The sequence below is a fragment of the Methanoculleus sp. genome (assembly GCF_030019085.1).
Lineage (GTDB): Archaea > Halobacteriota > Methanomicrobia > Methanomicrobiales > Methanoculleaceae > Methanoculleus.
In genome coordinates, this window is sequence record NZ_JASEFJ010000001.1 from 87,000 (window position 1) to 109,224 (window position 22,225).

Genomic DNA, 22,225 nt, shown 5'->3' on the forward strand with positions numbered 1-22,225 from the left:
TTGCAGACCTGCAGGGCGGGATATGGGCGTGCGGGACGCGCTCTCTTCCAGGTGGGTAAAATGACAGTCTCAATCGGACAACTCCTGTATCCTATACTGGATGGAGCCTCTTACGAAAAAGATGTGCCGTTCTTCTAACGCAGGGGTGGGCGGTGGTTATGACCTCATCGCGTGACCACAGCGATCCTTTCGAATTTCTCGTGCCCGCAAGCCCATCCAGTAATCCTATAGCATCGGAGGGACATTACTGTACAATGTTCTGTATCGTAACGGGCGGTGCCGGTTTCATAGGTTCGCATATAGTCGACGCCCTGGTTGCGGCAGGGGATGAGGTGCTGGTCATCGATGATTTCAGTGCTGGTAGCGAGAAGAACCTGGCGCACCACAAGGCTGGCGGCAGGGTAAGTCTCCTCCGGCAGAACCTGCTCGACAACGGGTGGCAGGAGCGGGTTTCAGGTGCAGACCGGGTCTATCACATCGCGGCTGACCCCGATGTCCGGCAGAGTGCCTTAAACCCGGATTCGCAGATCAGGAACAATATCATAGCCACCCATCGGGTTCTCGAGGCGATGCGGGCCAATGGCGTGTCTGAACTGGTCTTTACCTCAACCTCAACAGTCTACGGCGATGCCACCGTCATACCCACGCCCGAGACATACTCCCCGCTTGAACCGATATCCGTATACGGCGCGACGAAACTTGCCTGCGAGGCGATCATATCGTCCTACTGCCACTCGTTTGGTATGACGTCCTGGATCTACCGGTTTGCAAACATCATCGGCGAACGGAGTGGTCATGGTGTCATATCTGACTTCATCAGGAAACTTCGCGAGAACCCGGGCGAGCTCGAGATCCTTGGCGACGGCCGGCAGACAAAGTCCTACCTTGAGGTCAGGGAGTGTGTCCGGGCGGTGCAGTTCGGGATCGAGCATTCCCACGACCCTGTGAACATCTTCAACATAGGTTCCGAGGACTGGATCGACGTCGTAAAGATCGCTGATATAGTCGCGGGAGAGATGGGTCTCTCCGGTGTCCGTTACAGGTTTACCGGCGGTGAGCGCGGCTGGATCGGTGATGTGCCAAGGATGCAACTCTCGGTTGAAAAACTTAAGAACCTCGGCTGGCAGTGTCGGATGACCTCGGAAGAGAGCGTGCGTAGCGCCGTCCGCGCCATGCTGGGATGAAGTGGCACGGTGCAGGGATTTTCCATGAAGTACATCGTCATTCTTGGAGACGGCATGGCCGATGAGCCGCTTGCCGAACTTGGGGGCAGGACACCCCTTGAGTACGCAGAGACGCCGAACATGGACAGGATCGCGTGCGAAGGCCGTTGTGGGATGCTCCGGACGGTGCCTGAAGGATTCGAGCCAGGGAGCGATATCGCAAACCTCTCCGTCCTGGGCTACGACCCGCGTCTCTCCTATACCGGGAGAGGACCGCTCGAAGCGGCCAGCATGGGCATAGACCTCGGGGAGGGGGAGATGGCATACCGCTGCAACCTGGTCACGATCAGGGACGGGTTGATGGAAGATTTCAACGCCGGGCACATCTCGAGCCCCGAGGGGGCAGCCCTCCTGCGAGATTTGGATGCTGTGCTCGGGGATGTCAGGGTATATCCTGGTATCAGTTACCGCAACCTCCTCGTACTCCCGGATGGACGCGGATCTCTTACCACCCCTCCACACGACATTGTCGGCCGCCAGATCCAGGAGTATCTCCCGCGTGGGGAGGATGCCGCTCTACTCATTGAGTGCATGGAGCGGTCGTGTGAGGTCTTTTCCGATCACCCGGTCAACCGTCGCCGCGTCCAGGAGGGGAAGATCCCGGCGACCGGGATCTGGCCCTGGAGCGCTGGGAAGAGACCATCGCTTGAGCCTTTCAGCGCGAAGTACGGCCTTGCCGGCGGCGTGATCTCGGGGGTCGATCTCCTGCGCGGCATCGCCCGCCTTGCCGGGATGGAGGTGATCCGTGTTCCGGGCGCCACAGGATTCATCGATACTGACTATCAGGCGAAGGCCCGATATGCGCTCGACGCCCTCGACCGTCTGGACTTCGTCTACATGCACGTCGAGGCCCCTGATGAGGCCGGGCATATGGGTAGCGTCGAGGAGAAGGTGCGGGCGATCGAGCGACTGGATGAAGCGATCGGGATAATTCTCGAGCGCCCGGGGACGATCGTCGCTGTTCTCCCTGACCACCCCACCCCGATACGCTGCAGAACCCATACCGGTGAGCCGGTACCTTTTGCGGTGCTCGGGAAGGGGAAGGACGAAGTCAGGGCGTTCTCTGAACGGGAGGCGAGGAAAGGCTCGTTTGGGCTCATGGAGGCGAACGGGTTTCTTTCGATGCTCTTCTCACCGTAACCGCGCCAGAGAGCGGAAACCTGATTTTTCAGGAGGGTCTCACCGTAACTGGAGATGCGCCCCCGTGGCACTGTATCGATGGAGAATCCCCCTCTGGGGGGGCTTACAGAGAGGGGGGGACGTCCCCTTCCCCTGTCTTGACGTGTTACCGGGCACTCTTTTCCGGGATTCAGATCACCCCCACCTTCCGGCGCTTTCAGCGCCTCCTCCCGCCCTCCTAGAGGGGGCTGGCAGTGATCGTCGCTAGACCCGGATGGCCGTGTCAGGGGAGTGAACGAGACGATCCGGATAGATACCCTCCAGAACACGGCACCCATGGATAATCGCCCCTGTCTCCTGCATCTCAGGTCGAACGGTATTCGCTGACCATCCCCCCACCACCCGGCCGCGATAGGTGGGATGGCCGTGCATGGGTCTTCTCCAGAGTCTCTCCCGTGTTTCCGGTTTTAAACTACCTGGATCTAATATCAGGCCTTAGAGCGAGTGTAGTTTTGCAAGGGAAGCGATCTTTAAGCCTTGGTGTGCGGATCTAACGGCAAAATAAGGCCTGAAGATCCAGGTAGTTTTGGGGTGTGGGCTACTGGAATATTATCTCACAAAAACCCCGGCTACCCCGGGGTACGGATAAAGGGGTGGTCTGTGGCGCTGTGGATGTACCTGGAATTCGTCCCCGGCGAGGTTCATTAGAGCAAGGGCGCAGCCTGATGAGACCTGGTTTGATGGCCTCGCAGGGTCAGGTGTTGATGATGGGCCACCAACCTTTTTGTGCTCTACATCTAAAATGCCTACATCGATATGGAACCCCTCACGACAGAAGAGATCGTCGAGAAGATCCGCAAGATCGAGGAGGGCGTGGGCAGGCTCTCTCCGATGCAGAAAGTCCTCATCGGGACCGACGGTTCGGTGACCGGGCTGCTCGAGATGGCGACAGGCCACCCGGTCAGCATAACCACCCTTGTCCAGGACGTTATCAGTGCTGATGTAGGGGCAGCGGATGAACTTGGTATAGAGCCCGGAGAAGAGATCAACTACCGCATTGTGGAGTTGAGGGACAGCGTAACCGGCGATGTGCTCATCTACGCGGTCTCCATCACCCCGCTTCGGCGTCTCGCCCCGGAGTTCCGGCATGACCTGATGCGGGCGGATATCCCCATAGGCAGGATACTCAGGCGTCACAGGATTGAGTCACGTCGGGAGATCACCGATGCAAAGATCATCCGGGCCGGCACAGATCTTGCGAGGTCGTTCAAAGTCAACCGCTGCGAGCCGATGGTCTCGCGGAGATACCGGATCATCCATCAGGAGGAGCCGCTGATAGTAATCGAGGAGATCTTCCCCTGCACCGCTTTTACGGACGAGATCCGGGTGGTGGTCGACGCACCGTCCCGCATCCATATTACCCTGATCGAGATGAACGGTGCCTCCGGCCGGGTGGATGGCAGTGTGGGGGTCACGCTCGATGAACCGGGCTGCGTTCTGGACGCGCGCAAAGCCACCGGAATAGATGTTCGTGGTGGCAACGATGAGGCGCGACGCAGGGTTGCCGATGCGGCCCGGGCAACGAGGGAGGCATTTGGTCTTCCCGGGGGTGCGGAGATTGTCCTCCACTCCACCGCAAGGCAACATGCCGGACTCGGGAGCGGGACTCAGATCGCACTTGCCACGGCCGCAGCCATCTGCCGCCTATACGAGCGGGATGTTTCAGTCGCTGACATCGCAAGGGTTGTTGGTCGCGGCGGCACGTCAGGGATCGGCACGGCGGCGTTCGAGCAGGGCGGTTTCATACTGGATGGGGGACACCGGTTCGGGTCCCCGGGCGGGAAACAGGATTTCCGCCCGTCGTCTGCATCAAAAGGGATTGCACCGCCGCCTGTTCTCGCACGCCACCGTTTTCCTGAGGATTGGGAGATCCTGCTGGTTACGCCAGAAGTCAGTACTGGGGCGCACGGGACAGCGGAGGTCGATATCTTCCGCACCCACTGCCCTGTGCCGATAGAGGAGGTTCGAGAAGTCTGCCACGAGGTGCTCATGCGGATGATCCCGGGGGTCGTCGAGCACGATCTCGACCTCTTCGGTTCGGCGATAAACCGAACGCAGCACCTCGGGTTCAAGAAGGTTGAGGTCGGCCTGCAGCACCCCGTTGTCCCGGCACTCCTGGAGGGTCTGGTTCAGGCCGGTGCTGCCGGGGCAGGACTGAGTTCGTTCGGGCCGACGGTCTATGCCATAGGTGATTCCGGTATGGGGGAGGTTGCCCGGGCGGCAGAAGAGGTGCTCGGCGAGATGGGCGGGTCGGTGACCCTGACAAAGGCGAGGAACTGTGGTGCAAACCTGCGTGCGGGGTAAGGCCCCTTCCTATAACCTCAGTGGTCGTGATACCCGGAGGGGAGTGGCAGGATCGCTTCCAAAGGACCGGGGTGGTGCATCAGCCCCGTGCATCATCATCGCTCAGTGGGGGTAACTCTCATCATCTGCACCTCCTCCTGTCCAGGTACGGATTACAGGGCCGGGATATTAAAGCTCCCCGGCTAGTTCAACTCCCGATCTTATGGCGAACCCCCATGCCTCTCTCTCTGCGACCTCCAGGGCGTGCTTGCTGATCGACCGGTGGGGGATCGATTAATGCATGGCCGCAGCCTGCTCACACCGGTTTTGCAGGGCCGCGATGGCCATTTTGTAAGTATTTCATCCTGTTCCGCTGCTACATGAGGCTCACCGGTGGAACTGTATATATTGGAGTCCAATATTTATTTAGATATGTCCAGCAAGAAGGAAGTCACCATCGGGGTCACCATCAACCTCGACAACTATGAGAACCTACGGATCGAGGTGGAGGGTGATGCAGAGAAGCGGGAGGATGTGGAGAGCCTCATCCTCTTTCTGGACGGGATCCTTGCCAGACTCGGGCGAGGAGATCCCGCGACCGCAGAGCGTGTGGATGCGTATCGGCGGCGGGTTCTCTCGACAGGGCCGGCGGTACCAGAAGAGACAGTCCGGAAGGAGGAAGGTTCCATCACACCTCCAGAACCCGAAGACCGTGAACCGATCCCGATTGCAGAGACTCCGGCGAAGTCGCTGGCCAGGAAGGGGTCGATCCCCGACCGGGCAGAACCCTCTCCCCGCCCCCAACCGGAACGCCAGGACCCGTTCCTGACCCTTAGAAAGACTCCAGAAAAACCGGAAGAAAACCCACTGGTTCCGTCTGCATCTGTCCCGCTGGGAGCAGAGTCCCCGGCGCAGAAGACGGTGCCGGCAAAGCCCTCCCAGGTGCAGGGAGAAGATGTCTGTGAGGTCTGTGGAGCACCGGTCCAAAAGTCGCAGGCGAAACTCTCGCAGCTCTTCATGAACCGGACGCTCTGCAAGAGATGCATGGAACAGCCCTGAACCCAATCGGGGTGTCCTGCGCAGACACGTCGACCTGGAGAATATAAATACTACGGTGGATGAGGAGTGTATAATGAAGAAGAACCTGCTCATGTGGGACGAGACGCTATTTCGCGATCCTGAGGTATTCGAGATCGATTACGTCCCCGAGCAGTTCAACCATCGTGAAGCCCAGATACAGGAACTGGCCTTCCAGGTCAGGCCGGGGCTGCGCGGTGGCCGACCGTTGAACACCATCTGTCGGGGTATTCCGGGAACCGGGAAGACTACCAGTGTCAAGAAGGTGTTTTCAGAGATTGAGGAGGCAACCCGGAAAATAGTCCCCGTATACATAAATTGCCAGATCGACAACACAAGGTTCGCCATCTTCTCGCAGATCTACCAGCGCGTCACCGGCAGGTCGCCACCACCCTCTGGCACCTCCTTCAAGCGGGTCTTTGAAACCCTGGCCCGTTTCCTGCAGGAAAAAGACCTTGTACTGCTTGTGGCGCTCGATGACGCGAACTACCTTATCGCAGAGAACGAGATCAACCAGGTCCTCTACACCCTCCTGCGCTCGTACGAGGCATACCCCCATGTTCGGACAGGTGTTATTGCTATAGTCAGCGATATGTCGGTCACGCTGCAGAATGAGGTCGACGTCAGGGTTGCGTCAGTATTCCGGCCTACTGAGATATACTTTCCCCCTTACTCGGCGGCGGAGGTCCATGATATCCTCAAGGAACGGGTTATTCAGGGATTTTATCCGAACGTCCTCAGTCAGGAGATGCTGGATCTCGTTGTCGAGCAGACGCTGAAGAGTGGTGACCTCCGTGTCGGGATCGATCTACTCAAGCGTGCTGCACTGAACGCCGAGCGGGATGCGCGCAGGTCGATCGAGGAGGAAGATATCTGCAAGGCATACGAGGTTTCGAGGTATCTCCACCTTGCATTCTCGCTTCGGGCGCTCAATTCCGAGGAGCGTGAGGTCCTTGCCGGTATCGCGGAGATGTCGGCCCTTGTGGATACGGAGATAAGAACCGGAGACGTCTACAGCTTCGTAAAGGAGAGGGCTGGCGTCAGTTACACCAGGTTCTACGGGATTATTCAGAAGTTCGATACCATGCGGCTCCTGAACCTTCACTATTATCGTCATGGGCGGGGGCAGACACGGCTGATCAGCCTGAGATACGACCCTGATCGCGTGCTTGAACACCTGGGACGGGTGCAGTCGATTTAATAACTCTTATCTGTTTCACCACCGTTTGTACTCTGATGAGGTTTTCCACATGCTTAGCGTGAACGAACTTGCACTGGATATTTTTGAGGAACTTTTCGAATATGCGGAGGAGTTCTGTGCTGTCCCGCACGAACTCGATAACGGCGCACGCATCGTCGACTGCGGGGTAAGCACTTCCGGCGGCTACCGGGCAGGGCGAAGTTTTACCGAGATCTGTATGGGCGGGCTCGGTGAGGTCGACATTACGATGGGCCGGATCAGGGATGTTCCCATCCCCTTCATAGAAGTCAGCACCGATTTCCCGGCGATTGCGTGCCTTGGGGCACAGAAGGCTGGCTGGACGATCAATGTCAATAAGTACTTCGCCATGGGTAGCGGTCCTGCACGGGCTCTCTCTCTCAAGCCACGCCACACCTATGAGGTCATAAACTACGAGGATGAGTTCGACTACGCGGTCATCTGCCTTGAGAGCGACCATCTTCCGAACGGCGGCGTTATGGAGCATATCGCCGATGCCTGCAATGTGGATGTGGCAAACACCTGTGCGGTTGTTGCTCCAACAGCATCGCTCGTCGGTTCGATCCAGGTTGCGGGCCGGTGCGTCGAGACGGCGGTCTACAAGTTGAACGAACTCGGGTTCGATACAAAGAAGATCTCGGCGGCTATCGGGCATGCACCCATCGCGCCCATAAAGAAGGATGGCACAAAGGCGATGGGCAGCACCAACGACGCAACGATCTACCATGGCAGCATCATGCTGACGATGAAGGCACCGGAGATCAAGGATTACCTCGAGAAGATCCCGAGCAACAGATCGAAGGGTTACGGAAAACCGTTCTACGACATCTTCAAAGAGGCTAACTTCGATTTCTACCAGATCGATACCTCGCTCTTCTCGCCGGCAGAGGTGGTAATCAATGAACTCTCCGAGGGTGCTGTCTACCATGTTGGGGCTGTCAATCCCGAGGTTACCCTGAAGTCTTTTGGCTTCCTTTAAACACTTTTCGTATGAAAATGACCCACGATTTTCATCCGGTATGCCTGTAGCCCTGACGGGCATTATGTGGTTTTTCTACAGGGCCCTCTCTTGAGGCTGTCAAACCGAGACCTCCCGGCTGTGCCGGGTTTGGATGAACCTTTTGATGGGCGATGCGCCCCCCCCAGCATCGGGGTGTACATCGCCGCAGGCTGCCCCTCATCTTTAACTCCGCGTAGCCCGGGGTTTTGCGAGAGAAACTATTAATGAGTGAGATGGAGGCGGACGCTCCTTGCCACTCCCCCATTGATGATTGGCCCGGGATACGGTGCCCGGCAGGAGGTCTTCCGTGGTTTTTCGCTGAAACTTCCATGAGATCTAACCAGCGTCCCTGGCATGGCTATCAGCGTGGGTCGCCACGAAGTTCTCTCTCGCATTGTTGATGACGGTCTCTCCTATGCGGTTTTCTGGTCGCTCACGCCCGGGTTATTACAAAACCATGCCTGCACCACGGAAATCACGGCGGGCAACACGTTTATCCGTCGCGGTGCAAAATACTCTAAGGCATTAATTGGGCCTGTGGTCTAGCTGGTCATGACGTCGCCCTTACACGGCGAAGATCTCCGGTTCGAATCCGGACAGGCCCATGATTCTTTTTTCAGGTTCTTTTTGGGCGTATCAGCGCTATCGATACCTATATACGGGAGAATTAGCACATCCTGTGCTGTGAGAACCATGAAGTTGAGTGCGCGAAACCAGATTCCAGGAACGGTGAAGTCCATCACCTAGGGGTTTGTCACCGCAGAGGTGGTCATCGAGCTGGACGGTGTCGGCGAGCTGGTCTCTGTCATCACCAGAAAGTCCGTTGAAAGCCTTGGGCTTGCTGTCGGCAAGAGAGTATATGCGGTGGTAAAGTCAACCGAGGTCATGGTCGCCATAGACTGATAACTGGCCTTTAATACGGTTGGTGGAGACCCCGGACAGATCCGGTGAGAGTCCTGACAAATCCTCCCATTGTGTCAGGCATATGGCAGTTCTTCAGCCCCAGACGCGGTAAATGGATGTAAATGACCTGCTGAAAACAAAAAAGAGGTTTTTAGTGCCGGAAGTGGCGCACCCCGGTGAAGACCATCGCGACGTTGAGTAGGTTTGCGGCATCTATAACCTCCTGGTCGCGGATGGACCCTCCGGGCTGGACGAGCGCGGTCGCTCCCGCCGCAGCCGCGACCTCCAGCGTATCCGGGAAGGGAAGGAAAGCATCTGATGCCACTGCCGAGCCTGCAAGAGGTTTTCGGGCCTTCCTGACCGCGATCTCTGCCGACTCTACCCGGTTCATCTGCCCGGCCCCGATTCCGATTACCGCTTTTTCGTCGGCAAATATGATAGCATTGCTCTTTGTGTGTTTGCAAACCTTCCAGGCTAACTCCAGTGCCCTCATCTCGTGGGCATCGGGTTCCCGCTCCGTCACGACGCGCCAGTTTTCCCGGTAAGGTTCTGTGCGCTGGACCAGGACACCGCCATCGATGCTCCGGATCTCGTCCTGGACAACCGGTGCGGGAAGCCGGAGCACCCGCATGTTCTCCTTGGCCTTCACGATCTCCAGCGCACTCGTGCTGTATGAGGGAGCGATCACCACTTCAACGAACGTCTTTGTGATCTCGCGGGCAACGTCCTCCGTCACCTCACGGTTCATTGCGACGATCGAACCGTAGGCTGAGACCGGATCAACTTCCCGCGCGGCAATATACGTCTCCAGGAGTTTGTCGCCGGTGGCCACACCGCAGGGGTTGTTATGCTTGACTATGACGGCAGCACACTCCTCAAACTCCCGGAGCAACCCGACCGCTGCATGGACGTCCAGGTAGTTGTTGTAGGACATCTGCCTCCCCTGGAGCGGTTCTTCGCCGGCAATGCCCGCCTCCCCGTAGACCGCTGCTGCCTGATGGGGGTTCTCGCCGTAACGTAGCGTTCTTCCTCCCCTGTACTGGACGGTGAGGATCGTCGGGAACGGCCGGCCTATGCCGTTGAAGTAGTTTGCGATCGCGCCATCATAGGCTGCAGTTCGGGCGAACGCCTTTGCAGCGAGGTTCAGGCGCTCTTCGGCTGTGAACCCGCCTCTCTGGATGGCCTCTACAACTTTGTCGTAATCTGCGGGATCCACCACCACGGCAACGTGTCTATGGTTTTTTGCCGCCGCCCGCACCATCGCCGGGCCGCCGATATCGATGTACTCGATCACCTCATCGATCGAGAGACCCTTCCCGCTCATAGCCTCGAAGGGGTAGAGGTTCACCACGACGAGGTCGATAGGCTCGATGCCGTGTTCTTGCATCACACCTTCGTCAATACCCCTGCGGCCCAGGATCCCTCCGTGAATCTTTGGATGGAGGGTCTTGACCCTGCCGTCCATCATCTCGGGAGAACCGGTATAGGTGGATACATCTGTGAATGGGACACCCGCCTTATACAGCGCTGCCCCGGTGCCCCCGGAACTCAGGATACGGTAATCGTGCTCAATGAGCACCTTTGCGAGATCGACGAGGCCCGTCTTGTCCCAGACAGACAGCAGTGCCCACTTCATGGTTACACGTAAGTGAGTTAGAGAGATATATCTGGCGCTCGCCGCAAAACCGGTTGGCGGAGAAGGGGATCCAGCCCCGATAGGTTTTATCTCAATAAATGGATATTAGTGGAATTACGTCTGATCGTAAATCTGACAGAGGACGATGGGTAAATGTCTGCAGCGACAGTTAGTAATATATAGAACCCCATTACAATAAATAGTAAAAGAGGCATGAAACCTTTTAAGAGCAGGTTAGGCGTATGAAGGAGAATACATCCGAACCAAGCGGGGAGCAACAGACTCTTGCAGAAGAGGCGGATGCGGCATCTCCAGCGCTAGAAGAGTTGCAAAAGTCATACGATGAACTGAAATTGGCATACGATGACCTTAACGACCGGTATCTCCGGCTTGCAGCAGATTTCGAGAACTACCGTAAAAGGATGGCCCGAGAACTTGAGAACCTGACGAGGCTTGCCATCGAGGATCTTGCTGTCGAGTTGCTCGAAGTTGTGGACAACTTCGAGCGGGCGGATAGGGCCGAGTCTGGCGGTCTCGGAGAGGGTATGCAGCAGATACAAAAACTCCTTATGGGCATCCTGGAGCGGCACGGTATCAGGCCCATCGAGTGCCTTAACAGACCTTTCGACCCTGAATGCCAGGATGCTATCGCCTACGTCCCGTCGGAGGCAAAGGAGGGTACCGTGATCGAGGAGGCCGTTCGTGGTTACTGCATGCAGGATAAGGTCATCAGATGCGCAAAAGTTGTAGTCTCTAAAGGAAAGGAGGAATAACCACATGGTTTCAGAGAAGGTCATTGGTATCGATCTTGGAACAACCAACTCATGCATGGCGATCATGGAGGGTGGGCGGCCGACGGTCATTCCCAACGCCGAGGGTGGCAGGACCACCCCCTCAGTTGTGGCGTTCACAAAAGACGGTGAGAGGTTGGTCGGCAGCGCAGCAAAACGGCAGGCGATCACGAACCCGGAACGCACCATCCAGTCGATCAAGCGCAAGATGGGCACAAATGAGAAGGTCACCGTCGGGGACAAAACCTATACCCCTCAGGAGATCTCCGCGATGATCCTCCAGAAGTTGAAGATGGATGCGGAACAGTATCTGGGGGAGAAGATCACAAAAGCGGTCATTACGGTGCCCGCCTACTTCAACGATGCCCAGCGGCAGGCGACCAAGGACGCAGGGACGATCGCAGGCCTTGAGGTGCTCCGGATCATCAACGAACCAACCGCAAGTGCGCTCGCGTACGGCATCGATAAAGAAGACGAGGCCACGGTGCTCGTCTACGACCTGGGTGGCGGCACTTTTGATGTATCTATCCTGCAGCTCGGGGATGGCGTCTTCGAAGTCAAGGCGACCGCCGGTATAAACCATCTCGGCGGCGATGATTTTGACAAAAGGATCGTAGACTACCTTGTCGAGGAGTTCCTGAAGAAGGAGGGTGTCGATCTCCGCAAAGACCGGGTTGCCATGCAGCGTCTGCGTGATGCGGCCGAGAACGCAAAGATCGAGCTCTCAACAGTCCAGAAGACCAACATCAATCTCCCATATATCACCACCACGGAGAGCGGGCCCAAGTTCCTGGATATTGATCTAACCCGCGCGAAGTTTGAAAGCCTCATCGCTGACCTGGTGGAATCTACAATTGGACCTGTGAAACAGGCGCTGGCCGATGCCAAACTGAGTCCAGAAGATATCGATCATGTCCTCCTTGTAGGGGGGTCGACCAGGGTTCCACTTGTTCAGGAGACTGTGAAAAAGATACTCAAGAAGGAGCCCGACAAAGGTATCAATCCTGACGAGTGTGTCGCCCTTGGTGCTGCTATCCAGGCAGGCGTGCTCACCGGTGAGACGAAGGATGTCTTGCTTCTGGATGTGACCCCGCTCTCGCTCGGTATCGAGACGCTTGGCGGTATCGCGACGAAACTGATCGAGCGCAACACCACCATCCCGACGCGGAAGAGCCAGATCTTCTCGACCGCCGCCGATGGGCAGACATCGGTTGAGATTCACGTGGTGCAGGGTGAGCGGGCGCTCGCGAAGGATAACTTCACCCTCGGTCGGTTCCAGTTGACAGGGATTCCACCTGCCCCTCGTGGCATCCCGCAGATCGAGGTGACCTTCGATATCGATGCAAATGGTATTGTCCATGTGTCGGCAAAGGATCTCGGTACCGGGAACGAGCAGTCTATCACCATCAAGCCGCAGGACTCCCGTCCATCCGAAGCGGAGATCCGGCGGATGATGGATGAGGCCAGGAAGTTCGAGGAGGAAGACCGGAAGAAGCGTGAGGAGATTGAGCTACGTAATGCCGCCGATACCGCGATCTTCACTGCGGAACGGGCGATAAAGGATGCAAAGGATAATATCGAGGCCTCAGACAGAGAGAAGATAGAGAGTGCGATCGCCGATCTCAAGAAGGCGCTCGAGGGTGAAGACACCGATGTGATCCGGCAGAAGATGGATGCCCTGACCGAAGCGGTATATGCGGTCACGACAAAAGTGTACCAGCATGCGCAGGCGGCTGCTCAGCAGCATGGGAAGACCGCCGCAGGGAAGGATGACGACGTCGTCGATGCCGATTACGAAGTCAAAGAGTGAGATGGATGGGTCCGGAAAGCTACTATGATATCCTCGGCGTTTCACGCGACGCCGACGATAAGGAGATCAAGAAAGCCTACCGGAACCTTGCACGAAAGTACCATCCTGACGTCTGCAAAGAACCGGGGGCCGAGGAACGTTTCAAGAAGATCAATGAGGCTTACAGTGTTCTCTCCGACCCCGAGAAACGCGCCCAGTACGACCGCATGGGACATGAGGCCTACAGCAGTGCCTCCCGCGGTTCATACTCCGGTGGTGGGTATTCCAGCGGGTTCAGCGCTGACTTCTCCGGGTTCGGGGATATCTTTGAAACGTTCTTCGGCGGTGGGTTCGCAGGCGGGGGAAGACAGCATGCTGGCCCACGGCCCGGTGCGGACATCCTGGTGAAGTTGCGGATCACACTTGAGGAGGCGGTTTTCGGGACTGAGAAGGAGGTCGAAGTAGAGCACGTCGAGCCCTGCCTTGAGTGCGATGGAACCGGAAGTGAGACGAAGAAGACCATCATCTGTCCAACCTGCGGCGGCACCGGCCAGATGCGGCAGATGAGTCAGTCTCTCTTCGGGAACTTCGTAAGGTTGAGCACCTGCACCAACTGCAATGGTCGGGGGAGGATCCCGGAGACCCGGTGCAGGGCATGCAATGGCAGCGGCCACCGACGTGCCCGTCGGACTGTGAAGGTCCGGATCCCGCCGGGCGTGGATACGGGTATGCGTCTCCGGATGGAGGGCTACGGCGACTTTGGTGACTACGGTGTGCCGCCTGGCGACCTATATGTGGAGATCACCGTCACACCGCACAGGGCGTTTGTCCGTCGTGGCGATGACCTGGAGACCGCTATCGATATCACACCGGCACAGGCGGCGCTTGGCTCCGAGGTTGAGGTGCAGACGATCGACGGTCGCACCGTCATCCTCAACGTTCCGGCCGGAGTGCAGCACGATACGCGACTCAGGATACCTCGTGAGGGTGTGCGCTGGCAGACAAAGCCCGGGGATATGCTGGTGCGGGTGCGGATAGTCATCCCCGAACGCCTGACGGACGAGGAGCGGGAGTTGTATGAGCGTCTGCTCGAGGTGGAGGGGCACAAACCCTCTTCGACGAAAGGCACGAAGAAGGGCAAGGGTTTCTTCCACGACGTTGTCGACCGGATGAAAGAGACGGTAAAATGAGAGCGGTCTCTCTATTGAACGTTCGGGACCAGCTGAAGAATTTCTCTTGCCATCTCGGGTGGCATTGGCCGTAGGCTCAAAGACCAGCACGTGTAAGATCCTCTTCTGTGCCTCATCCGCCGTCGTGATCCGATCTTTTGTGGGAAAACGCCTCATTTATGAGGCCATCAGTTCAACGTTCTGAGATATAGACTTGCCACCTATCTTCCTGTATTTAGCTCCATCCGAAACTACCTGGATCTTCAGCCTTATTTTGTCGTTAGATCCGCACTTCAAGGCTCAAAGATCGCTCCCCCTGCAAAAGTACACTTGTTCTGTGGCCTGATATTAGGGTAGCTTAAAACTGCGAAAAATGTGTATCCTCTGCATTGTTGGCGGGCAATTGCCAGAAACACGGGGGAGACTCTGGAGAAGACCTATGCACGGCCATCCCTGGTTGGTGGGGTTGGTCAGCGAAAGGCCGTATCCCTGGAGACGTGTAGAGACGGGGGAAGGGGCGTTCTGCCCACTCCCCGGTCAGCCCCACCTCTGAGGGGCGATTCCCCATAGATACAGTGCCATAGAGGGGGGACTTATTCACCCGGTTTTCCTGTGAGAAACGTCCTGGAGAGTTTACTACTGTCCCCGTGCACGGCCTTCCCTGCTATCGCCATACAATGCCCGCCTCTCCCGAGGGGGCGGGATGAGGCCGCAGCGGTCTGGTGGTTGGTGTCTGTGTGACACGAGGAGACGGGGGAAGGGGGTGTTCCATCCCCCTCCCCGTCAGCCCCTCTCCAGGGGCAGCGATTCTCCATCGATACACTGCCCTGGAGATATCTGCTTGGTCAACACAACACCATCATCGAAATCTGTCTCTACCCCCTGGTACGGCCTTCCCTGGCAATCACCCTGCACTGCCCCCTCCACGAGGGGTGGAGAAAGCGAACCTTCGCTTTATGTGGAGTTACTGAACCGTGGTGTTCCGGGAGCAGAACATCTGTCGCAATGCCCGTGTAGGGGAGGGTGAGGTCTCGCAAAGTGAGTTTAAACGGCCTATCTACGAGAATCGTGCTACTATTTCTGATAATTGTAAAAATACCGCTGTTGTGAGTGTACTTCTGGTAGGGGTGATCATTACACCTGGCGTTAACCAGAAGACAAAGATCCAGAAGGTGGCTGAATGGTGAAATCTGGAGGAGGCTATCCTGTATTATGCGGGGGTCACCGGATTAACTATGACTTTCAGGCTGGGACATAATTCGAGAATGGGGCGGTTGTTTATATGTGCCAGGTGAAAATAACCCCCGTTTGGGGTTTTATTGCGGTACTCGTGGGGTTGTGTCCCGGCCTGCTTTGTGTCACTAGTGTTGAACACCTTTCTTCGACCACTCTACGGTGGAGCGTGGGCCGTTGTTGGAGATCCTTCCCTGAAAGGCCGTGTTCTGGACGCAGGAGGGTTTCTGCGGGTCTAACGGTGAGCTGACGGGCGTCCTACCCCTCCCAACACCGGACTGCAGCGGGGAAGAGATGATGTGTGACCTGAGCCTCCCTATCCTGTGCACAAACCATGGGGTTAATGATTGGTCGCATGCCGGAGTTACGTGCGTCTACTCCCATTTTATCCCCCTCCAGCCAATATCCTTAAGATGAAGTTGCTCTTCGAACTCTCCGGTGAGCACCCGGATCTGCCGGTAGCGGAACTCGAGTGCGTGGGCCGGGTGCTCTCCAGGGGAACACAGGTTGCGGTCGCTGAGTGCCCTGACCCGAAAGCCGCAAGAAGACTTGCCCTGACACACGTGGTTATGGAGTATCTTGGGGAGTGCGAACCTGCAGGTGCGGATTTTGCAGATCTGCTTCGTGACCTTGCCCTCACAACCACACGGCCTTTTGCCGGCAGGGTGAAGACCGTTCAGGGGGCGCGGATGGATATATCGAGCCTTGAGGCCGAGCGGATGATCGGGAGCCTGATCACCGGCCCCGTCTCGCTGCGTAACCCCGTGGAAGAATACCGCGCCCTAATCTCCGATAATCGCTGTTACTTTGGTCGCGTAATTCTCCGGATCGACCGTGGGGCTTTTGAGGCCCGAAATCCAATGCGTCGGCCTTTCTTCCATCCCGGTGTGATGATGCCCCGGCTAGCAAGGGCGCTCGTCAACATATCTCTTGTGGCACCGGGTGAACGTCTCTTTGACCCCTTCTGCGGCACAGGCGGGATCCTACTTGAGGCGAGGGAGATCGGTGCCAGGATCCTTGGGAGTGATTTCGATCCCGAGATTGTCGCTGGTTACAGGCGTAACCTCCCTGGCCAGGACGTTATGGTTGCAGATGCAGCGGCGGTTCCGGTTCGTGACGGTGTCATCGACGCCGTTGTGACAGATCTACCTTACGGCCAGTCAGTCAGGATCCGCGCAGAGAGCATGGGCCATCTATACGACGGGTCGCTTGCAGAGATCCGGCGCATCCTGCGCCCCGGGAGGCGCGCGGTCGTTGTGACGAACCGTGACATAAAGTCTATCGCCGCCCGCCATTTCACCGTTCTCCAGAGACACGAGCAGCGGGTGCACAGGAGTCTGACCCGCCAGGTACTGGTGCTTGCCTGAGGTCGTCCCCGCCCGGTTTTATGACTCCTGGGGTTGAATATTATTTGTGGAAATAAATTTTAAGCGATACGGCCTGTATCTCGTCCGATGGCAACTCTCGACGCCGATCCTGGCAGGGGTGCTCGCGTTGCTCGGCAGCCTTGGGGCGCTTGTCGCGACGGTAATCGCCAACCTGGTGGGAGGTCTCATCTTCTTCTGGGTCGATCGGTTTATCTTCACCTCCGAGACCTTCGCCGCGCAGTGGGAGGTGAGAGACGATGTCAGGTGCGTGGACTGCGGCAGGGTTGCCCGGGGTTACCGCCTGGTCAGGGCAAAGAACTACGACAGAACCAGCGATCCGGCCCCAGAGTTTCGATGTGAGGCATGTTCGAAGAAGAAGTCTGAAGAACTCAAAAAACTGGGTGTCGAACATTAAGAGGGTGTCGAGCCTGGAAAGGTAGCCTGTTCTTGCGTTGCAGGCCCTTCTCCGGGGAGATGGGCCCACTTCATCATCTGGCTGTCAAAGTTTGAGTTCTTTCTAACGGCCAGGTAGACCATCTCTCCCTTTTTGGTGTAGTTATGTTCAGGGTTCTTTTTGTTGCCATCTGATCCCCGGGATGGTTGCGTTTCCTGTCAATCCAGGCCGACCGGGGTTCTGCCCCTCTTCGGAGACTATGGTGCCGACGAATGTACCTTCCACGATCGCCCTGTAGAGATTATCCGGTTCACGGCCGTCGATCACCAGGAGAGGGATCCCGGAGCGTTCAATAACTTTTCCGGCCACGATATCGAGGACTGTGTTGGCGCCCGCGTTCATTCTGTTTGCTGTGAGGATCTCCAGGAGTTCTCGCGGTGTAAGGTGGTCATGCCTAACCGCACTGGCATCTTTCTTCGGGTCAGCGCTGTATATCCCGTCGATCGACGTGGCGTTTATGAGGAGGTCGGCACCAACGCTCTCGGCAAGTACCGCCGATACGGCGTCAGTTGTCTGTGCGGGAGTGATTCCACCCATGACTACGATCTTTTTGCTCAGCGCGAACTCAAGTGCCTCTGTGTAGTTTTCAGCAACACGCGGGTAGGCCGCCTCGCCGAGACCGGCGATTAGAAGACGTGCGTTCAGTCTGGTCACCATGATACCAAGTTCGTCCGCCGCTGCCTCTCCGCCGCCAAGACTACGAGCGACCCCGATATACCTGCGGGCCTCCCCGCCACCGCCGACAACAACAAAAAGCCGGCATTTCTCGGAGATCTTCTTCAGAACAGATACGTATCGAGCGATATTGTTCGATTCAAGCGAGGGTACCAGAATCGAGCCGCCCAGAGAGATAACAATCTTCTTCATCCCACCCTATTATTACCTGTATATCACTCATATACCTGTTTGCGAAGATGCTGCACTGTCCGGTCTGCAACTCAACCGACATATGGGTGGTTACCGGAGGATACATCGGTTTTCTCTACCGCTGTAAGCGTTGCGGGTATCGCGGCGCGCTGGTTCTTGAGTATGATGAGGATGATGGGAAGGAGAATGGGCGGTAGTCCGCCGCAATAACTATAATGATTCCAGACATGCGGTGATCATATGCACGAGGCGCGACTCTACCAGAAAAAGGAGGACAATTCCGTTCGTTGCTCGCTCTGCGCCCACAGGTGCACCATAAAGGATGGCATGCATGGCATCTGTGGCGTCCGCATCAACCGCGGCGGCACGCTCTACGCTGCCACCTTCGGCAAGGTGATCGCTGAAGCAGTCGATCCCATCGAGAAGAAACCGCTCTATCATTTCCTGCCGGGAAGTCTCTCTTACTCGCTTGGTAGCGTTGGCTGTAACTTTCACTGCGCGCACTGTCAGAACTGGCAGATCTCCCAGCAGACGCTGGAGGTGGGTGGTTTCAGGGATATCAGCCCTGAGATGGGGGTGGAGCGGGCGATAGCGTCTGGCTCTTCGAGCATCGCCTGGACATACAACGAGCCCACTATCTGGCATGAGTACCCACTCGAGATGGGAACGCTTGCACGCCGGAAGGGTCTTGGAACGGTATATGTCACGAACGGCTACATCACGGAGGAGGGGTTGCGCGACCTCGCTGGCATGCTCAACGCATTCCGTGTTGACCTCAAATCGTTCTCGGATGCCTTTTATAGGAAGGTGTGCGGCGGGAGGTTGCAGCCAGTCCTGGACGCAACTGCGCTTGCAAAGGAACTCGGTATGCACATTGAGACGGTTACACTCGTCATCCCCGGTCAGAACGACTCTATGGACGAGATGGAGGGGCTCATCCGCTGGGTGCTTGAGAACCTTGGACCCGACACGCCGATGCACTTTACCAGATTCCACCCCGAATACAGGATGCTGGATGCTGTGCCGACACCGGTCAGGACGCTTGAGAAAATTTACGAACGTGCAAAAGAACTCGGGATCAACTACCCTTACCTCGGGAACGTCGCAGGCCACCCTTACGAGAGCACCTACTGCCCATCATGCGGAAACCTCATCATCGAGCGGTCGGGCTACGTCACCCGTATAAGAGGGCTTGAAGGGCATTCCTGCACGAGATGCGGCGGGCATATCGAGTATGTCTCAGAGATCAGGTGAACGCCGTTTCCTGACCGACAGGATGCTCGGGACGCTGACGCGCTACCTCCGGTTCATGGGCTACGACACCATGAGTGCAAACAGTCTCTCCCCGGGCAACACCCGGGAAGACACGCTCCTCCTCGAGATCGCAACCCGGGAAGATCGGATCCTGCTTACACGTGACCGTGAACTCGCGCGCCGTGGCGTGGAGCGGGTGGTCTACATAACCTCTGAAGATATCATGTCACAGATCCGACAACTTGCTGACTCTGGCCTGATCGAGCCTGAGGTCAGGATGAGTCGCTGTTCGCTCTGCAACACGCGCCTTCGACCGGCCACGCGGCGGGAGATCCGGGAAACCCCCTACGCCCCGCGTTCGCCGCTGGAGAGAGAGTTCTGGTGGTGCCCCGTCTGCAAGAAACTCTACTGGATGGGGTCGCATGGGGCTCGTCTTGAGCGACGGTTGAGAGAGATACGCTTGCTCTCCTGAACCGGGTTGCACATTGTTTCGCGTTCCACCGCGGAACTATTGAGGGGGGGTCAAAAGTCAATACGAAGGAGTAATCTCTTTTGTAAAGCCTTAATTGCCCTCCCACCCACACTACAGTCTCTCCTGGCTGGAGCCCTGTTGCGAAGCAAAATAGGGAGATCCGGCAGAGAAGCGGAGTATACCTGGCCTAACAGATCTGCTCGATAAAGTTCTCCAGGATCTTAATCCCGACCTCACCGCTCTTCTCAGGGTGGAACTGGACGCCGTAGGTGCGTCCGCACCTGACCGCGGATGCAAATGGGTGGATGTAGGTGGTGTTCGCGATGGTGTTGTCCGGTGCGGCCGCCGCGTAGTAGGAGTGGACAAAGTAGACATACTCCTCCTCGCGGAGCCCCCCAAATAGAGGCGTCTCCGTCTTGATGCGTATGGTGTTCCAGCCCATATGAGGTATCTTCTCCTTGCCTATCGGCACAAACCGTCTCACGTCTCCTGGTATCAGTCCGAGCCCGTGGTGGAGCCCATGCTCTTCGCTGGATTCCATAAGCATCTGCATACCAAGACAGATCCCGAGGAGCGGTGTCTCGCAAGCGGCGTTGACGACGGTCGCCTGGAGATCACCGAGCATCTCCATCCCCTCCCGGAACGCCCCGACACCCGGGAGGATGATGCCGTCTGCCGTCGTGATCTCCTCAGGGTCTGCCGTTATCTTCGGCGCCGCACCCGCCCGTTCCAGGCCGCGAAAAACGCTGCGCAGGTTGCCCAGACCGTAATCAATTATAACTATCCTCTTCTTCATCGGAATTACCATGTCTCCGCCAGAGTCCGGACTCGATCCAGTCAGGATCGAGCCCCTGCTTTTCCTGCCACCGGGCGAGTTTCTCGTGCCAGATCTCCATTAGTTCCGGGTGTGTCTCCCCGATGATCGCAAACGTCGAGAGATCGCTCGAAGGGCACATGAAACAGCCGATGCGGTCGAGTCCTCGTTCGTAAAGACGGTTGTATGGTGCTTTCTCGCGGAAGATGTAGAGCCAGACGTGCATCGCCGTCCACTGCTGGATGGGAGCTGCCGAGACCTGTTGCGGGACATGCGGGTTCCGCCAGACCCGTCTGCTCCGCATCCGACGCACCGACTCGTACTTCCGCTGTCCGATGAACGAGAGGCACTCGCCCCAGTTCTCCTCGATCAGGCGACCGACGGGATGGAGTTTGCAGATACGGCAGCACCAGCGGTTATCGACGGCCGGCGGGCCGTTATCCTCGAACGTCTCCCAGAACGTCTCTTCGTCACAGACGCTGAAGACCTCAAGCCCGTATCGTCTCGCCACCACATCGACGTTCTCATAGGTCTCCGGGAACTCAAGTCCCGTGTCGGCAAAGAGGATCGGTACCGCCCCGATTGCCTTTAAGACGATCAGGAGGGTTGCAAGACTGTCTTTCCCGCCTGAGTATGAGACCGTGGGGGTGCGATGGTCTTCTTCTGTAACCTCCCTAACGAACCGGATACTTGCGGCCTCGTAATTGGCGAGAACGAGTTCGTTTGCTCTGACGGCCTCCTCCCAGGTCGCCTCACCCGGGATTGGGGTCGCCTCCAGGTTCCTGCGTGTCCGGACTACGACACCCCGCTCCATCGCGTCGGCGGTGGTCGCATCAACCTTTGCCCGCCCAACACCGACGCACTCGCCGCTCGCAGTCAGTATGAAGACCTCGTCGCCCGCGGCAACGGCAGGGTCTATCGAGATAAGGCCGGGTGCAAGGACACTTGCTCCTTCATCACGGATGGACGGGACTGCGCCGTCGTCGACGATGACATAGCGACGGCTCGGTCGCATGTATGCCGCAGCGGCCCGGCGTGGGAGGGGTTCCCAGTGTCTCTCTCCTGGCAGGTAGCGGATCGCACCCACGACGGCGCCGCCAAGGACTATCTCGTCCATCCTGTCGTCCGCGGGGACCTTGTTCAGGAGCGCGATATGCCCTTCCGGTATCAGCCGCGCCCCGAAGTGATCGCTGAATATCCTGTTGATCCGATCGATGTCATCGGGGAATGCGGGGCGTGCGTCGCCGGGTGGGGTGACGGCTACCGGGCGGGTCGGACCACCGCAGTTGCAGACCCCGGATAGCACGGGAACGTGGCAGGAGTCGCACCAGTGAAGCGGGATATCGCCGAGGTAGATGCGTGGCATTCTCATACCCGTTGGAGTGAAATGGATAAAAATATTGGTGATAATCCTACATCCTTTCGCGGACAATCTTCTTGAAGGCCTCTTTTCCAGATCTTCTCGGTTGGTTGCGGTTCAGGTGGACAGGATTAA

At 57.4% G+C, this 22,225-nt stretch carries 19 protein-coding genes and 1 tRNA gene; 16 read left to right on the forward strand and 4 right to left on the reverse strand.

Features of this window, described 5'->3' with window-relative positions:
- Positions 1-254: 254 nt before the first annotated feature.
- From QMC91_RS00545 to QMC91_RS00580, 8 genes are all read left to right on the forward strand, one after another.
- Positions 255-1,184, forward strand: coding sequence for an NAD-dependent epimerase/dehydratase family protein (locus QMC91_RS00545; RefSeq protein ID WP_300233838.1), 930 nt, complete (start codon positions 255-257; stop codon positions 1,182-1,184).
- A gap of 24 nt (positions 1,185-1,208) precedes the next feature.
- Positions 1,209-2,363, forward strand: a complete 1,155-nt coding sequence (locus tag QMC91_RS00550; RefSeq protein WP_300233840.1) for a cofactor-independent phosphoglycerate mutase — start codon at positions 1,209-1,211, stop codon at positions 2,361-2,363.
- Positions 2,364-3,158: 795 nt separating this feature from the next.
- The gene (locus tag QMC91_RS00555; protein ID WP_300233842.1) at positions 3,159-4,706 is read left to right on the forward strand and encodes a beta-ribofuranosylaminobenzene 5'-phosphate synthase; all 1,548 of its coding nucleotides are present in this window, start codon (positions 3,159-3,161) and stop codon (positions 4,704-4,706) included.
- Positions 4,707-5,117: 411 nt separating this feature from the next.
- Complete coding sequence (locus tag QMC91_RS00560) at positions 5,118-5,744, forward strand: hypothetical protein (protein ID WP_300233844.1); 627 nt, start codon at positions 5,118-5,120, stop codon at positions 5,742-5,744.
- Positions 5,745-5,817: 73 nt separating this feature from the next.
- Positions 5,818-6,963 carry an ORC1-type DNA replication protein gene (locus tag QMC91_RS00565; protein WP_300233846.1) on the forward strand — a complete coding sequence of 382 codons (1,146 nt, stop codon included), beginning with the start codon at positions 5,818-5,820 and terminating at the stop codon, positions 6,961-6,963.
- 49 nt (positions 6,964-7,012) lie between these two features.
- Positions 7,013-7,960 carry a methenyltetrahydromethanopterin cyclohydrolase gene (gene mch / locus QMC91_RS00570; protein WP_300233848.1) on the forward strand — a complete coding sequence of 316 codons (948 nt, stop codon included), beginning with the start codon at positions 7,013-7,015 and terminating at the stop codon, positions 7,958-7,960.
- A gap of 552 nt (positions 7,961-8,512) precedes the next feature.
- Positions 8,513-8,586 (forward strand) — tRNA-Val (locus tag QMC91_RS00575).
- Between the two features lie 160 nt (positions 8,587-8,746).
- Positions 8,747-8,884: a TOBE domain-containing protein gene (locus QMC91_RS00580; protein ID WP_300233851.1), complete on the forward strand. Its 138-nt coding sequence runs from the start codon at positions 8,747-8,749 to the stop codon at positions 8,882-8,884.
- Positions 8,885-9,035: 151 nt separating this feature from the next.
- Here the strand turns inward: QMC91_RS00580 and purH are convergent, their stop codons facing one another.
- Positions 9,036-10,520 (reverse strand): bifunctional phosphoribosylaminoimidazolecarboxamide formyltransferase/IMP cyclohydrolase, encoded by a 1,485-nt coding sequence (gene purH / locus QMC91_RS00585; RefSeq protein WP_300233853.1) that lies wholly within the window; start codon positions 10,518-10,520, stop codon positions 9,036-9,038.
- Between the two features lie 242 nt (positions 10,521-10,762).
- Between purH and QMC91_RS00590 the strand changes: the two genes are divergently transcribed.
- The 5 genes from QMC91_RS00590 to QMC91_RS00610 all read left to right on the forward strand — a co-directional run bounded on the left by QMC91_RS00590 (position 10,763) and on the right by QMC91_RS00610 (position 17,284).
- Positions 10,763-11,293, forward strand: a complete 531-nt coding sequence (locus QMC91_RS00590) for a nucleotide exchange factor GrpE (RefSeq protein ID WP_300233855.1) — start codon at positions 10,763-10,765, stop codon at positions 11,291-11,293.
- A 4-nt stretch (positions 11,294-11,297) separates the two neighbouring features.
- Positions 11,298-13,121, forward strand: a complete 1,824-nt coding sequence (gene dnaK / locus QMC91_RS00595; RefSeq protein ID WP_300233858.1) for a molecular chaperone DnaK — start codon at positions 11,298-11,300, stop codon at positions 13,119-13,121.
- A 5-nt stretch (positions 13,122-13,126) separates the two neighbouring features.
- A complete protein-coding gene (dnaJ, locus tag QMC91_RS00600; RefSeq protein WP_300233860.1) occupies positions 13,127-14,290 on the forward strand; it encodes a molecular chaperone DnaJ in 1,164 nt (387 codons plus the stop codon).
- 1,625 nt (positions 14,291-15,915) lie between these two features.
- Positions 15,916-16,869, forward strand: a complete 954-nt coding sequence (locus QMC91_RS00605; protein WP_300233862.1) for a methyltransferase domain-containing protein — start codon at positions 15,916-15,918, stop codon at positions 16,867-16,869.
- A 46-nt stretch (positions 16,870-16,915) separates the two neighbouring features.
- The gene (locus QMC91_RS00610; protein ID WP_300233864.1) at positions 16,916-17,284 is read left to right on the forward strand and encodes a hypothetical protein; all 369 of its coding nucleotides are present in this window, start codon (positions 16,916-16,918) and stop codon (positions 17,282-17,284) included.
- 147 nt (positions 17,285-17,431) lie between these two features.
- Here QMC91_RS00610 and pyrH read toward each other — a convergent pair whose 3' ends face one another.
- The gene (pyrH, locus tag QMC91_RS00615; RefSeq protein WP_300233866.1) at positions 17,432-18,190 is read right to left on the reverse strand and encodes a UMP kinase; all 759 of its coding nucleotides are present in this window, start codon (positions 18,188-18,190) and stop codon (positions 17,432-17,434) included.
- A 47-nt stretch (positions 18,191-18,237) separates the two neighbouring features.
- Between pyrH and QMC91_RS00620 the strand changes: the two genes are divergently transcribed.
- Genes QMC91_RS00620 through QMC91_RS00630 form a run of 3 tightly spaced genes read left to right on the forward strand, consistent with a single transcriptional unit; the run spans position 18,238 to position 19,916 of the window.
- Positions 18,238-18,387, forward strand: a complete 150-nt coding sequence (locus QMC91_RS00620) for a hypothetical protein (protein ID WP_300233868.1) — start codon at positions 18,238-18,240, stop codon at positions 18,385-18,387.
- Positions 18,388-18,430: 43 nt separating this feature from the next.
- The gene (amrS, locus tag QMC91_RS00625; RefSeq protein WP_300233870.1) at positions 18,431-19,444 is read left to right on the forward strand and encodes an AmmeMemoRadiSam system radical SAM enzyme; all 1,014 of its coding nucleotides are present in this window, start codon (positions 18,431-18,433) and stop codon (positions 19,442-19,444) included.
- Complete coding sequence (locus tag QMC91_RS00630) at positions 19,425-19,916, forward strand: Mut7-C RNAse domain-containing protein (RefSeq protein ID WP_300233872.1); 492 nt, start codon at positions 19,425-19,427, stop codon at positions 19,914-19,916. The genes amrS and QMC91_RS00630 overlap by 20 nt, the downstream gene beginning before the upstream one ends.
- A 187-nt stretch (positions 19,917-20,103) precedes the next feature.
- On the opposite strand, the gene hisH is transcribed toward QMC91_RS00630, so the two are convergent.
- Both hisH and QMC91_RS00640 read right to left on the reverse strand, forming a co-directional pair.
- Complete coding sequence (gene hisH / locus QMC91_RS00635) at positions 20,104-20,712, reverse strand: imidazole glycerol phosphate synthase subunit HisH (RefSeq protein ID WP_300233874.1); 609 nt, start codon at positions 20,710-20,712, stop codon at positions 20,104-20,106.
- Positions 20,687-22,096, reverse strand: coding sequence for a phosphoadenosine phosphosulfate reductase family protein (locus QMC91_RS00640; protein ID WP_300233876.1), 1,410 nt, complete (start codon positions 22,094-22,096; stop codon positions 20,687-20,689). Before QMC91_RS00640 ends, hisH begins: the two co-directional genes overlap by 26 nt.
- Between the last annotated feature and the right edge of the window lie 129 nt (positions 22,097-22,225).